The 14,062-nt window shown below is 72.5% G+C and carries 13 protein-coding genes and 1 tRNA gene; 11 read left to right on the top strand and 3 right to left on the bottom strand.

Annotated elements, in window-relative coordinates; all coding sequences use genetic code 11:
* Positions 1-53 precede the first annotated feature (53 nt).
* The 10 genes from ACWGPF_RS04985 to galE all read left to right on the top strand — a co-directional run bounded on the left by ACWGPF_RS04985 (position 54) and on the right by galE (position 11,612).
* Entirely contained in the window at positions 54-758 is a 705-nt protein-coding gene (locus ACWGPF_RS04985; protein WP_452331772.1) for a FadR/GntR family transcriptional regulator, read from the top strand.
* Positions 759-858: 100 nt separating this feature from the next.
* On the top strand, positions 859-1,809 hold the full coding sequence (locus ACWGPF_RS04980) for an asparaginase (protein WP_452331771.1): 951 nt from the start codon (positions 859-861) through the stop codon (positions 1,807-1,809).
* A 73-nt stretch (positions 1,810-1,882) separates the two neighbouring features.
* Positions 1,883-4,597: a DNA polymerase III subunit gamma and tau gene (locus tag ACWGPF_RS04975; RefSeq protein WP_452331770.1), complete on the top strand. Its 2,715-nt coding sequence runs from the start codon at positions 1,883-1,885 to the stop codon at positions 4,595-4,597.
* Between the two features lie 28 nt (positions 4,598-4,625).
* Positions 4,626-5,219, top strand: coding sequence for a recombination mediator RecR (gene recR, locus ACWGPF_RS04970; RefSeq protein ID WP_345441905.1), 594 nt, complete (start codon positions 4,626-4,628; stop codon positions 5,217-5,219).
* A 91-nt stretch (positions 5,220-5,310) separates the two neighbouring features.
* Complete coding sequence (locus tag ACWGPF_RS04965) at positions 5,311-6,618, top strand: aspartate kinase (protein ID WP_345441908.1); 1,308 nt, start codon at positions 5,311-5,313, stop codon at positions 6,616-6,618.
* Positions 6,619-6,737: 119 nt separating this feature from the next.
* Positions 6,738-7,814: an aspartate-semialdehyde dehydrogenase gene (locus ACWGPF_RS04960; RefSeq protein WP_452331769.1), complete on the top strand. Its 1,077-nt coding sequence runs from the start codon at positions 6,738-6,740 to the stop codon at positions 7,812-7,814.
* Positions 7,815-7,917: 103 nt separating this feature from the next.
* A complete protein-coding gene (gene mqo / locus ACWGPF_RS04955; RefSeq protein ID WP_452331768.1) occupies positions 7,918-9,366 on the top strand; it encodes a malate dehydrogenase (quinone) in 1,449 nt (482 codons plus the stop codon).
* On the top strand, positions 9,363-9,788 hold the full coding sequence (locus ACWGPF_RS04950) for an NUDIX hydrolase (protein ID WP_452331767.1): 426 nt from the start codon (positions 9,363-9,365) through the stop codon (positions 9,786-9,788). The genes mqo and ACWGPF_RS04950 overlap by 4 nt, the downstream gene beginning before the upstream one ends.
* Positions 9,789-9,886: 98 nt before the next feature.
* A complete protein-coding gene (locus tag ACWGPF_RS04945) occupies positions 9,887-10,549 on the top strand; it encodes a thymidine kinase (protein ID WP_452331766.1) in 663 nt (220 codons plus the stop codon).
* Positions 10,550-10,592: 43 nt separating this feature from the next.
* Complete coding sequence (gene galE / locus ACWGPF_RS04940) at positions 10,593-11,612, top strand: UDP-glucose 4-epimerase GalE (protein ID WP_452331765.1); 1,020 nt, start codon at positions 10,593-10,595, stop codon at positions 11,610-11,612.
* A gap of 62 nt (positions 11,613-11,674) precedes the next feature.
* On the opposite strand, the gene ACWGPF_RS04935 is transcribed toward galE, so the two are convergent.
* Entirely contained in the window at positions 11,675-12,442 is a 768-nt protein-coding gene (locus ACWGPF_RS04935) for an HAD-IIB family hydrolase (protein WP_452331764.1), read from the bottom strand.
* A gap of 160 nt (positions 12,443-12,602) precedes the next feature.
* On the opposite strand from ACWGPF_RS04935, the gene ACWGPF_RS04930 reads away from it, so the two are divergent.
* Positions 12,603-12,752, top strand: coding sequence for a hypothetical protein (locus ACWGPF_RS04930; RefSeq protein WP_452331763.1), 150 nt, complete (start codon positions 12,603-12,605; stop codon positions 12,750-12,752).
* Between the two features lie 6 nt (positions 12,753-12,758).
* Here ACWGPF_RS04930 and ACWGPF_RS04925 read toward each other — a convergent pair whose 3' ends face one another.
* Positions 12,759-13,817, bottom strand: a complete 1,059-nt coding sequence (locus ACWGPF_RS04925) for an amidase domain-containing protein (RefSeq protein ID WP_452331762.1) — start codon at positions 13,815-13,817, stop codon at positions 12,759-12,761.
* Between the two features lie 108 nt (positions 13,818-13,925).
* Positions 13,926-14,002, bottom strand: a tRNA-Pro gene (locus tag ACWGPF_RS04920).
* Between the last annotated feature and the right edge of the window lie 60 nt (positions 14,003-14,062).

Here is a 14,062-nt window from a genome sequence, read left to right as displayed (position 1 = left end):
GCGACCGGGCCCGCGGTTTGACATCGCGGGCCCGGATGCCGACAGTTGACTCCATGCCCGATGAATGGACCGCGAGCGTCGCGCCCGTCTCCCGGCGCAGCGTGGCCGAGTCCGTGATCGAGGACCTCCGCTCCGCCATCGCGCGCGGAGCCCTCCCCGTGGGCACCCGCCTGCCGTCCGAGGCGCTCCTCGCCGAGCGGTACGCCGTCAGCCGACCCATCATCCGGGAGGCGCTGCGCTCGCTGCAGACGCTCGGCCTGACCCGCACGCGGACGGGCAGCGGGACGTACGTCATCGCCGATCGCGCCGAGGTGGAGCTCGCCTACGGCGAGTTCTCCGCGCGCGATCTCATGGAGGCGCGGCCGCACATCGAGGTGCCGGCAGCGGGCCTCGCGGCCGAGCGCCGCACCGACGAGCAGCGCGACGCGCTCACGGCGCTGTGCGACGAGATGGACGCGTGCGACGACCCCCACGAGTGGGTTCTCCTCGACTCGCGGTTCCACTCGCTCATCGCGCAGGCCTCGGGCAACGCCGTCTTCGCCAAGGCGGTGGCCGACATCCGCGATGCGCTGGCCCGGCAGTCGGAGCTCGTCAACCGCGTCGCGGCGCGCAGGGAGCCCTCGAGCCGGGAGCACCGGCACATCGCCCAGGCGATCGGGGTGGGGTCGCCCATCGAGGCCCGCGAGGCGATGAGGCAGCACCTCGGCGAGGTCGAGCGCGTCGTCATCCCGCTGACGAGGTCGGCCGCCCTGGGCTGAGTGCGCTCGGCTCCGGTCTGGCGTATCCTTCTGCTCTGACCTGTCTGGCAGCTTGCCAGATCTGCGCGGTGAGCAACCGCCCGAGCCGAAGGCGGAGACCGTGTCGAGCACGCCCCACGTCGTCGTGATCGCCACGGGCGGGACGATCGCCGGCCGCCTGTCCGCGCACGGCGCCGCGGTGCCCGTGCTGTCGGGCCAGGAGCTCGCCGCCGGCGCCGACGTGCCGCTGCGCGTCGTCGAGCTGATGGCGCTGGACTCGTCGGCCCTCCGACTGGCCGACATGCAGTCCATCGCCGATGCGGTCGTCGACGCGCTCGCCGACCCCGCGGTGCGCGGTGTCGTCGTCTCCCACGGCACCGACTCGATGGAGGAGACCGCTCTGCTCGTCGGGCTGCAGTGCGGCGCCGATCCGCGCCCCATCGTCGTCACGGGTGCGCAGTTCCTGCCGGACGACCCGCGTGCGGACGGACCGGCCAACCTCGCGCATGCGCTCGCGATCGCGTCGGGGAGGGAGCCGGCGCCGCGCCATCCCGCGACGGGCGGCGTCGTCATCGCCTTCGGAGGGCGCGTGCTGCCCGCCTGGGGCGCGTACAAGGCCCGCACCGACCATCCCGACGCCTTCCGGCGCAACGACGACGCGCTCGCCCCCGCGCTCGCGACGGCCCGACGGGCGCACGACGGGGTCGCCGCCGTGCGCGTCGACCTCGTCGCCGTCGTGCCGGGCGGCGACGACGTCCACCTCGACGCGAGCCTCGCCGCCGGCGCACGCGGCATCGTGCTCTTGGCCCTCGGAACGGGCAACGCGTCGGCCGACGTCGTCGCGGGGGTGCGCCGGTGCGTCGACGCGGGCGTCGCCGTCGTCGTCTCGAGCCGCGTGCCGCGCGGCTCGCTCGCGGCCGTCTACGGAGGCGGAGGCGGAGGACACGATCTCGTGTCGTCCGGTGCCGTGCTCGCCCGGACCCTGCGGGCGGGGCAGGCGCGCATCCTCGTCGCCGAGCTCCTCGCACGCGGCGAGGGCGTCGCGCGGATGGCGGAGGCGCTGGCCGCGTGACCATCCGCCGTCGCGCGAGACGAGCGCCCGCACCGCGCGGCGCGATGTCGGCGGCGAGCCGTAGGCTGGATCCGTGACCACCGCACTGTATCGCCGCTACCGGCCGGAGACCTTCGGGGAGATGATCGGCCAGGCGCAGGTCACGGAACCGCTCATGACCGCCCTGCGGGGCGACCGCATCGGGCACGCCTACCTGTTCTCGGGCCCGCGCGGCTGCGGCAAGACCACCTCCGCCCGCATCCTCGCGCGCTGCCTGAACTGCGCGGAGGGGCCCACGGACACCCCTTGCGGGACGTGCGACAGCTGCGTCGAGCTCTCCCGCACGGGCGGCGGCTCGCTCGACGTCGTCGAGATCGACGCCGCGAGCCACAACGGCGTCGACGATGCGCGCGACCTGCGCGAGCGCGCGATCTTCGCGCCCGCCCGCGACCGCTTCAAGATCTTCATCCTCGACGAGGCGCACATGGTGACGCCGCAGGGCTTCAACGCGCTGCTCAAGCTCGTCGAGGAGCCTCCGGCGCACGTGAAGTTCATCTTCGCGACGACCGAGCCCGACAAGGTCATCGGGACGATCCGCTCGCGCACGCACCACTACCCGTTCCGCCTCGTGCCGCCTGCGGCCATGCTCGGCTACGTCGAGAAGCTCTGCGCCGAGGAGGGCGTGGCCGTCGCGCCCGGCGTGCTGCCGCTCGTCGTGCGGGCGGGCGGGGGGTCGCCCCGCGACACCCTGTCGATCCTCGACCAGCTCATCGCGGGGTCGGAAGGCGGCAACGTCGGATACGAGCGCGCCGTCGCCCTGCTCGGCTACACCCACGGCGAGCTCCTCGACGAGGTCGTCGACGCCTTCGCGCTCGCCGACGCGGGGTCGGCGTTCGGCGCCGTCGATCGCGTCGTGCAGACGGGGCAGGACCCGCGCCGCTTCGTCGACGACCTGCTCGAGCGCCTGCGAGACCTCATCGTCATCGCCGCGACGGGCGCCGGCGCCTCCGCCGTGCTGCGTGGCATCCCCGCCGACGAGCTCGACCGCATGGGTCAGCAGGCGCAGCGCTTCGGGGCCGACAGGCTCTCGCGCACGGCCGACGTCGTGAGCGCCGCCCTCGACGCCATGTCGGGCGCCACGTCGCCCCGTCTGCAGCTCGAGCTGATGATCGCCCGTGTGCTCACCCAGGGCGCGCAGGCCGCCCCCCCGGCCGCGACGAGCCCGGCCGCGACGGCGCGCGCCGGCGCGGGCGGCCCGGTGGCGGCTCCGGTGGCCGCGCCTGCGGCGGTGGCCGCGCCTGCCGCTCCTGCTGTTGCTGCGCCGGTGGCCGCACCTGCGGCGCCTCCGGTGGCCGCGCCTGCCGCGGCTCCGGTCGCGCCCGCGGCGGCTCCGGTCGCGGCTCCGGCCCCTGCCGCTCCGCCCGTCGCGGCTCCGGTCGCGCCCGCGGCGGCACCCGCAGCCCCCGCGACGCCGTCGCCGGACGCCGTACCCGCGGACGCCGCTCCTCCCGCTGCCGCGCCGCGCACCGACGAGCCCGACATCGCAGAGCGGCCCTCCGATGCCGCATCGGGGAGCCACGTCGACGACGGCACGGTCCCCGCCGCCGGATGGGCGACCATCCCGCCCGGTGCCGACGGGCCCGTGCGCACGGCGGAGCCGGCCGCACGCGCGGAGCCGGCCGCACGCGCGGAGCCTGCCGCACGCGCGGAGCCGCCTCGGCCCGGCTCCCGTGCCGGCGCTCCTGCGGCGGGCGTCCCGATCGACGACGGCCCGCTCCCGACCGACGAGGACGAACCGCCGTACGAGCCGGCCTACGAGCCGGAGCCGGTACCGCGGCGGCCCGAGCCGGCCGCCGTGCTCACGCTTCCCGCTGTCCGCGGAGCGTGGTCGTCGGTCCTCCAGACGCTCGAGCAGCGGAGCCGCTCGACCTGGCTCGTGCTCCAGAGCGCACGCCCTGTCGCGGCCGAGGGCGACGTCCTCACGCTCGCGTTCACGAACGCGAGCGACCTGGCGTCCTTCAAGCAGCGCACACCGCAGGGCGGCGGGCCGAGCGAGGATCTGCGCGGCGCCATCGCGGCGGAGCTCGGCATCCGCGTGAAGTACCTCGCCCGGCTCGACCCCGGCTCCGGTGGTCCCGGAGGCCAGGGCGGACCCGGAGGCCAGGGCGGACCCGGCGGGGGAGGCGGACGACCCTCCGCGCCGCAGCCCGCTGGCAACCAGACAGGTTCGCCCGCCCGTCCATCGAGCGAGGCGCCGCGCGCCGGTTCCGGCGGTCAGCCGGGCGGCGCGACGGCGGCGTCGAACGCCGCGGTGACGGAGTGGGCCGTCGCGCCGATCCCCGGCGCGGCGGCCGTCGCCGTCGAGGCGGAGGAACCGTCCTCTCCGGACGGGGACGCCGATCCCGCCCCGCAGACGCATCGGATCGCGCAGGCGCCGGCCCCTTCGGCGCCGGTCCCCTCGGCGCCGGCCACGTCCGCGCCCATCCCTCGGCAGGCACCGGAGCACCTCCCCGCTCACGCACCGGCGCCGGCCGCTCCCGCAGCGCCCGCGGCCGCAGCGCCTGCGGCCGCAGCGGCGCCGTACCCCGTGCCGACGCCCGAACCGGAGGACGACGACATCGACCCCGGCGACATCCCGCCGGAACCGGCGGAGGCCATCGCCCCGCAGGCGCCGCCCGCGCCCACGGTGCAGCGGCGGCAGGTCGGCGGCGACGGCATCCAGCGGTACGGCGAGGCCGTCGTCCGGCAGGTGCTCGGTGCGACCTTCCTGCATGAGGAGCCGTACGAGCCCGTGACCCGCTTCCTGTGACACCCCCGACAGAGGACACCATCCAGCCATGTACGACGGCATCGTCCAGGAGCTGATCGACGAGCTCGGCCGGCTCCCCGGAATCGGCCCCAAGTCGGCGCAGCGCATCGCCTTCCACATCCTGCAGACCCCCGCGTTCGACGTGTCGCGGCTGTCCGAGCTGCTGCGGGAGGTCCGCGAGCGCGTGCGCTTCTGCGAGATCTGCGGCAACGTCTCCGAGAGCGAGACGTGCGCCATCTGCCGCGACCCCCGGCGCGACCTCACCGTCATCTGCGTCGTGGAGGACGCGAAGGACGTCGCCGCGATCGAGCGCACGCGCGAGTTCCGGGGCCGCTACCACGTGCTCGGCGGCGCCATCAGCCCGATCGCCGGCGTCGGCCCCGACGACCTGCGCATCGCCCAGCTCATGTCGCGCCTCGCCGACGGCACCGTGCAGGAGGTCATCCTCGCGACGAACCCGAACCTGGAGGGCGAGGCGACCGCCGCCTACCTCAGCCGGCTGCTGACGACGCTCGAGATCGCCGTGTCGCGGCTCGCCTCCGGGCTGCCCGTCGGCGGCGACCTCGAGTACGCCGACGAGGTCACGCTCGGCCGCGCCTTCGAGGGGCGCCGGCGACTCTGACCCGCGTCGAGGCATCGGCGGTGCGCCCTCTAAGATCGGGGGAGGCGCGCCCTGCGCCTGCCGCATCCCGCACGCATCGAGGAGCCCCACCTTGGCGTTGATCGTCCAGAAGTTCGGCGGATCGTCCGTCGCCGACGCCGAGAGCATCAAGCGCGTCGCCAAGCGCATCGTCGACACCCGACGCGCCGGCAACGACGTCGTCGTCGCCGTGAGCGCCATGGGCGACACCACGGACGAGCTGCTCGACCTGGCCGGACAGGTCGCGCCCGTGCCGGCGCCGCGCGAGCTCGACATGCTGCTCTCCAGCGGCGAGCGCATCTCGATGGCCCTGCTGGCGATGGCCATCCATTCGATGGGCTTCGAGGCGCGTTCGTTCACGGGCAGCCAGGCGGGCATGATCACGACGGCCGACCACGGCTCCGCCCGCATCGTCGACGTCACGCCCGTGCGGCTGCGCGAGGCGCTCGACGACGGGGCGATCGTGATCGTCGCGGGCTTCCAGGGGTTCAACCGCGACACCAAGGACATCACGACGCTCGGCCGCGGCGGCTCCGACACCACGGCGGTCGCCCTCGCGGCCGCACTCGACGCGGACGTGTGCGAGATCTACAGCGACGTCGACGGCATCTTCACGGCCGATCCGCGCGTCATCCCGCTCGCCCGCAAGCTCGACACGGTCACGGCCGAGGAGATGCTCGAGCTCGCCGCCAACGGCGCCAAGGTCCTCTACATCCGCGCCGTCGAGTACGCCCGTCGCCACGGCGTGCTCATCCACGCCCGGTCGACGTTCACGTCGAACGAGGGTACCTACGTTCTGGGCGAGGGGATGGCGTCCCCTCGCGTCGCAAAGGGAGAGAACATGTCCGACGAGGCCATCGGCAAGGAAGAGCCGGTCGTCGCCGGCGTCGCGATCGACCGCAGCCAGGCGAAGATCTCGGTGCTCGGGGTCCCCGACGTCCCCGGCTCCGCCGCGGAGATCTTCACCCTCGTCGCGAAGACGGGCGCGAACATCGACATGATCGTGCAGAACGTGCAGTCGGCGAAGCCCGGACGCACCGACATCTCGTTCACCCTGCCCAAGCAGTCCGCCGCCGAGGTCGCGAAGGCGCTGTCGGCCGCCCAGGGGGAGAGCGGCTTCGAGAGCCTCGTCTACGACGACCAGGTCGGCAAGCTCTCCGTCGTGGGCGCGGGCATGCGCACCCACTCCGGCGTCTCGCTCACGCTGTTCGAGGCGCTGAGCGCGGCCGGCATCAACATCGAGATGATCTCCACGAGCGAGATCCGCATCTCCGTCATCCTCCGCGACACCGAGCTCGACGAGGCCGCGCGTGCCGTGCACACGGCGTACGGGCTCGACGGCGAGATCGAGGCGACGGTCTACGCCGGAACCGGCCGCTGACATCCGCGACCGCGAAGGCCCCCGCTCCATGCCGGAGCGGGGGCCTTCGCCGTCGGCGCCGGGCGCGTCGCGGCCCCGGTAGAATCGAGCAACCCTTCACGCGTCTTCCGAGGAACACCATGACCCGCATCTCTGATTCAGGACTCTCCGTCGCCGTCGTCGGCGCCACCGGCCAGGTCGGCGCCGTGATGCGCGAGATTCTCGGGGAGCGGTCGTTCCCGATCCGCGAGCTGCGTCTGTTCGCCTCCGCCCGCTCGGCCGGCACGGCGATCGAGTTCGGCGGGGAGACCGTCATCGTCGAGGACGTCGAGACCGACGACCTCGCGGGCATCGACATCGCGCTGTTCTCCGCCGGTGCGACGGCGTCGCGCGCGCACGCGCCGCGCTTCGCCGCGGCCGGCGCGGTCGTCATCGACAACTCCAGCGCGTGGCGCATGGACCCCGAGGTGCCGCTCGTCGTCAGCGAGGTGAACCCGCACGCGATCGACGAGGCCGTCAAGGGCATCATCGCGAACCCGAACTGCACGACCATGGCCGCCATGCCCGTGCTCAAGCCGCTGCACGCGGAGGCGGGCCTCGAGCGCCTCCTCGTCTCCACCTACCAGGCGGTGTCGGGCTCGGGTCTCGCGGGCGCGCAGGAGCTCCTCGGGCAGGTCGAGGGCGTCCTCGCGCAGGGCGACACCCTCCGTCTCGTCCACGACGGCTCCGCGGTCGACTTCCCGCAGCCCGAGAAGTACGTCGCGCCCATCGCGTTCGACGTCATCCCGCTCGCCGGCAGCATCGTCGACGACGGCCTGAACGAGACCGACGAGGAGAAGAAGCTCCGCAACGAGAGCCGCAAGATCCTCGAGCTCCCCGACCTGCGGGTCGCGGGCACGTGCGTGCGCGTCCCCGTCTTCACGGGCCACTCGCTCTCCATCCACGCCGAGTTCGCGTCGGACATCACGCCCGACCGCGCCCGCGCCATCCTCGCCGACGCCCCCGGCGTCGCGCTCGAGGAGGTGCCGACGCCCCTCCAGGCCGCCGGCTCCGACCCCAGCTACGTCGGCCGGATCCGCGCCGACCAGTCGGCGCCCGAGGGCAAGGGACTCGTGCTCTTCATCTCGAACGACAACCTGCGCAAGGGCGCGGCGCTCAACGCCGTGCAGATCGCCGAGCTCGTCGCCGCCAAGCTGTCTGCGCGCGCCGCGGTCTGACGCCACGGCCGCCCGGCTCGGGGGATGCGCGCACGGCAAGTTCGCGCGTTCTTTCGAGCCGGGATGGTCTGGGGTGTCCGAAAGGCGGGAATAGGATTGACGGGTGAGTGAAACCGTCGATGTCGTGCTGATCGGCGGCGGGATCATGTCCGCCACGCTCGGCACCCTGCTCAAGGAACTGCAGCCCGACTGGAAGATCGTCGCCCTCGAGCGCGACGGCCAGGTCGCGCAGGAGAGCTCCAACGCCTGGAACAACGCCGGCACGGGCCATGCCGCCCTGTGCGAGCTGAACTACATGCCCGACCCCGAGGATCCCTCGAAGGCGGTCGGCATCAACGAGCAGTTCCAGCAGAGCCGGCAGCTGTGGACGTCGCTCGTCGAGAAGGGCATCCTCGACGCGCCGTCGACGTTCATCAACGCGACGCCGCACATGACGTTCGTGACAGGGAAGAGCGATGTCGCGTACCTCCGTGAGCGGTACGAGACCCTCAAGACGCAGCCCCTGTTCGCCGGCATCGAGTACTCCGAGGACTCCCGGGTCATCCACCAGTGGGCGCCCCTGCTCATGGAGAAGCGGCGGAAGACCGACGAGCCGTTCGCCGCGACGCGCGTTCCGGCCGGAACCGACGTCGACTTCGGCGCGCTCACGCGCCAGCTCTTCGACCACCTCAAGGACAGCGGCGCCGAGGTGCTGCTGAACCACGAGGTGAAGAAGCTGTCGAAGCAGAAGGACGGCACGTGGCTCGTCCGCTTCCGCAACCGCATCGGCAAGGCGCCCCTGCAGCTCAACGCGCGTTTCGTCTTCGTCGGGGCGGGCGGATGGGCGATCAAGCTCCTGCAGGGATCGGGCATCCCCGAGATCAAGGGGTACGGCGTCTTCCCGATCGGCGGGCAGTTCCTCAAGACGAGCAACCCCGCGCTCGTCGCGAAGCACCAGGCCAAGGTCTACTCGCAGGCCGCCGTCGGCGCGCCGCCGATGTCGGTGCCGCACCTCGACGCGCGCATGGTCGAGGGCGAGGGGTCGCTCATGTTCGGCCCGTTCGCGACGTTCAGCCCCAAGTTCCTCAAGAAGGGGTCGCTCTTCGACATCGTGTCGCAGGTGCGGCTGCACAACATCGGCTCGATGCTGAAGGTCGGCGCGACGAACCTCGACCTCGTGAAGTACCTCGTGACCGAGCTGCTGAAGAGCCCCGCGAAGAAGCTCGACAGCCTGCGCGTCTTCATGCCGACCGCGAAGGCCGAGGACTGGGAGCTCATCCAGGCCGGTCAGCGCGCCCAGGTGATGAAGGGCGGGAAGCTGCAGTTCGGCACCGAGGTGGTCTCGGCTGCCGACGGCTCGATCGCGGGTCTCCTGGGAGCGTCGCCCGGCGCCTCGACGGCGGCGACGATCATGCTGAACGTGCTGACCTCGTGCTTCCCCGATCGCATCGCCGGCTGGGAGCCGCAGCTGAAGGCGCTCATCCCCACCTACGGGGAGACGCTCAACGACGACGCGGCCAAGGCGAAGAGCACGACGACGCGCACCGCCGAGGCGCTCGGCGTCCTGGCGTGACGTCGGCGCCCACGATCGTCGTCGCGGCCATCGCATTCCACCGCGCGGATGGCACGGTGCTGACGGTGCGGAAGCGCGGCACGGAGGCGTTCATGCTGCCCGGCGGGAAGCCGGAGGCGGGGGAGAGCGCCGTCGACACGGCGCTGCGCGAGGTGCGCGAGGAACTCGGGATCGAGCTGCGGCCATCCGATCTGCGCCTGGTCGGCGCGTTCGCGACGCACGCCGCGAACGAGGCGGGGCACGCGCTGCACGCGACCGTGTTCGAGACGGAGGCGGACGTCGAGCCCGCCGTGCAGGCGGAGATCGAGGAGGCCCGCTGGGTCGCACCGGCCACGGCCATCCGCGACGCGTCGCACGCCCCTCTCAACCGCGAGCACGTCTTCCCCCTACTCGCGGCCCGCACCGCACCCCGCGGAGACTAGCCGTCGTCGTCGACACCCGTGCTCGTTGCAGGGTCTTCGGCGACGACGGGTAGTCTCGGCGGACGGGGCCGGCGCCCCGCGCGGACTACACTCGACCGGTGGCCAAACTGTACTTCCGCTACGGCGCGATGAACTCGGGCAAGTCCACGGCGCTGCTCCAGGCCGCGTACAACTACGAGGAGCGCGGGCAGGCCGTGCTCCTCGCGAAGCCCGAGATCGACACGAAGGGCGCAGACCAGATCGCGTCGCGGCTCGGCGTCACGCGCACGGTCGACTTCCTCGTGCCGGCGGATGGCGATGTCCGAGACCTCTTCGAGGCGCACCGTGCGCGCGTGCGCCGCGAGGCGTCGGATGCCCTCATCCCCGGCGACCGGCCGGCCGACGTCGCGTGCCTGCTCATCGACGAGGCGCAATTCCTCACGCCGCGGCAGGTCGACGATGTGTTCCGCATCGCGGTGCTCGACGGCATCCCCGTGATGGCCTACGGCATCCGCACCGACTTCCGCACGCTGGCGTTTCCGGGGTCGCGGCGGCTGCTCGAGATCGCGCACTCGCTCGAGGAGCTGAAGACCATCTGCCGGTGCGGCCGCAAGGCGCTCTTCAACGGCAGGCGCATCGCCGGCCGGTTCGTGTTCGACGGCGACCAGGTCGCGATCGACGCCGAGGGCGCGGCGGTGCGCGACGAGCACTTCGTCACCTACGAGTCGCTGTGCGGCGTCTGCTACCTGGAGGAGTCGGGCGACGTGCTCACGCCCGCGTGAGGGCATGTTGACGTCAACATGCCCCGCCGCGTAGCCTGAGGGCATGCGAGTACTCCTTGCCGGCGGAGCCGGATACATCGGTGCCCACACGGCCGTCGCGCTCCTCGACGCGGGTCACGAGGTCGTCCTCCTCGACAACCTTGCCAACACGAGCGACGTGGTCGCCGCACGCATCGAGCAGATCACGGGCACGCCCGTCGCGCTCGTCGTCGGCGACGCGGCGGACGACGAGGTCGTGGAGGGTGCGTTCGCGGAGCACGGCCCGTTCGAGGCGATCATCCACTTCGCCGCGCACAAGGCCGTCGGCGAGTCGACGCAGAAGCCGCTCGACTACTACGCCAACAACCTCGACTCGACGTTCGCGCTCCTGCGCGTGGGCCTCGCCCACGGCATCCGCTCGTTCGTCTTCTCGAGCACGGGCACGGTGTACTCGAACCCGGCCGACCTGCCGTTCCCCGAGACGGGGACGCGCGACCTCGTCGAGCTGTCGAACCCGTACTCGAAGACGAAGCTCATGAACGAGGTCATCCTCGCCGACGTGCAGCGCGTGAACCCCGAGCTCAACGTGACGCTGCTGCGCTACTTCAACCCGGTCGGCGCGCACGAGTCGGGCCTCATCGGGGAGGACCCGCAGGGCATCCCCAACAACCTCATGCCGTTCGTCGCGCGCGTGGCCGTCGGCTCGCTGCCCGAGATCAGCGTCTTCGGCGATGACTACGACACCCCGGATGGCACGGGCCTGCGCGACTACATCCACGTCGTCGATCTCGCGGAGGGCCACGTCGCCGCCCTGGAGAAGGCCCAGCCGGGGCTCGCCTCCTACAACCTCGGCACGGGACGCCCCGTCAGCGTGCTCGAGCTCATCGCGTCGTTCGAGAAGGCCGTCGGCAAGGAGCTGCCGAAGGTCATCGCCCCCCGTCGCGCGGGCGACCTGGCCGCGACGTACTGCACGCCGGCGAAGGCCGAGCAGGAGCTGGGATGGTCGGCGCGCTACGGCATCGACGACATGACGGCGAGCGTCTGGAATTGGCAGTCGAAGAACCCGCGCGGCTACGCCGAGTGACGCGGCCCTGATGCAGAACGGCCTCCGGAGCGATCCGGAGGCCGTTCTGCGTCAGCGGCGGCTCAGCCGCGCGCGGGGAGGGTCGGGATGAGCGCGCGCAGCTTCTCGGCGGTGTCCTCCCAGCCCTCGACGGCGACGCAGGGGACGCCGATCGCGAGCACGGGGTAGTCGTTGCCGTCGGCGTCGAGGCGGTCGCCGTAGAAGAGCATGTCGTCGAGGGCGATGCCGGTCTCCTCGGCGAGCTGGCGCATGCCGTAGGCCTTGTCGATGCCCTTGCGGGTGATGTCGACCGACGTCGAGCCGCCCGAGCGCACCTCGAGGTCGGGCACGCGCGCGGCGACGGCGTCGCGCAGCGCCGACTTCTTCGCGCTCGTCGGGTCCCAGGCCTTCTTGGCGTCGACGGGGGCCTCCTGGCCGAGCGCCGAGAAGGTGATCTGCGAGCCGCGGTCCTCGAGGATCGGGCCCCACGTCTCGGCCTCCCAGAAGCCGAGGCGCTTCGCCTCCTCCTCGACGGCCGCGAGGGCGCGGCTCTTCTCGTCGGCGGTCAGCTCGCGTGCGTACACGGCCGCGAAGTCGTCGCCGGAGTGGCGGAAGTACTGCGTGCCGCACGTCGGCAGCAGGTGGATGTGCGAGAGCGCCTCGGGTGCTGCGGGCAGGCGGTCGACGACCTGCATGCGGAACTGCTGGATCTGGCCGCCCGAGATGATCGCCACCTCCACGCGCTCGGCGAGCGCGATGAGCAGGTCGCCGATGGGCGATTCGATGGGCGACTTCGAGGGAGCCAGGGTGTCGTCGAGGTCGAATGCGACGAGGCGAGGCGTGGCGGGCATGTCTCTCCGGGTGGCCGAGGGGCGCGAACCGGTCCAGCCTATGCGATCCGCGTCAACAGCCCGTGTGCGGGGCGGGTCGTGCGGATGTCGCCGGGCCGTCTCGCGTAACGAACGGCCGCGCGGAGCGTCTCATGGTCAGAGGGAGATTGCGGAGGTCGACATGGCACCGGAGGAGATGGCGCAGCTCGCGACGGCCGTCGCGCTCGGGGCGTCGCTCGCGGGCGGCGTGCTCGTCGCCGTGAGCGCGCTCATCGCGAGTCGCGCCCACCGTCGCGAGGCCGTGCCTCGGCGTCGGCGGCGCGGAGCCTGACGACGCCTACGCCGCGGGGAGGCTCCAGAAGACGGCCGTCCCGCCGGGATGGTCGACGGTGAGCGCCTCGTCGAGGTCGCGGTAGTCGGAGTCCTCGTTGTGGCCGACCATGAGGATGCTCGTGCTGCCGTCGGCGTTCCGGACCACGTCCGAGACGACCTGGATGTGGTCGGGCACGCCCGAGACGTCCCAGTCGAACACGACGAGGTCGCCGACCTCGACCTGGTCGCGTTCGTCGAGCGACAGCTCCGTCGCGCCGATGGTCGCCGCGTTCTCGGTCATCCAGGTCTGGAACGTCGGGACGTACCGCCATGCCTCGCTCGAGGTGGTGCCGTCGTTGTACCACTCGTCGTTCTGCGTCCAGCCGCGTGCGAGCAGCGTCTGGCTCGCGAAGTTCATGCAGTCGCCGCCGATGGAGTTGAGGTCGCCGAACTCGGCGACGTTGTAGTCGTCCCAGTGGGCGAGCGCGTAGGCGAGCTGCGCGTCCACGCCCGACTGCGCGGCGTAGGTGTACACGAGGTCGGATGTCTCGGCGAGTGCGGCGCCGTCGGCCTCGACGGTCACGGGGACGTCGCCGGCGACGTAGTCCACGGCGGTCGGCACGACGACGTCGACACCGTCGTCGGCGACGCGGGCGATCTGCGCGTCGACGTCGCCGAAGGCGACGCGGGTGACCCCGCCGAGGCGGGCTCCCGAGATCGTGACCGTCTCGCCGGCGACGAGAGAGCCCTCCGTGGCGCTCAGGGCGTCGACGTGCGGCGTCGGGTCGGCGGACGCGGCCTGCCCGTCGGATGCTCCGTCGTCGGATGCGCCGTCGCCGGCCTTCTCGGCGGGGTCGGCGGCCGAGCCGGAGATGCGGACGTCGACGGTGTCGGGCGCCGCCCGCGCCGAGCGGATGGCCGTGCCGGTCCCGTCGTCCGCGACGGCGATGCCGAGGGCGACCGCGCCTCCTGCGATGAGCAGGGCGCCGCCGCCGAGGATGGCGGCTCCGCGCAGCCGGGCGCGTCGACGTGCTGCGCGTCGGGCTGCCGAACGGGTGGGGCGCGGGGGTGTGGCGTCGGACATCGTCGGCGAGGCTACGTGGCCCGCCTATGCCGGTTCTGGACGCGGCCTGGGAGTGGAGGAGAGACAAGAAGAAGAGGGACCCGCACTTGCGGATCCCTCTTCTTCTGCTGGTCGGGGTGACAGGATTTGAACCTGCGGCCTCGTCGTCCCGAACGACGCGCGCTACCAAGCTGCGCCACACCCCGTGGCAACCCGTCCAGTCTACCCGACGGCCCGCCATCCGACGAATCGGCGTGTCCCCGGGA

The sequence above is a fragment of the Microbacterium sp. NPDC055683 genome (assembly GCF_053617895.1).
Note: the sequence above shows the minus strand (reverse complement) of the source record. Positions and strands in the feature narration are given on the sequence as shown.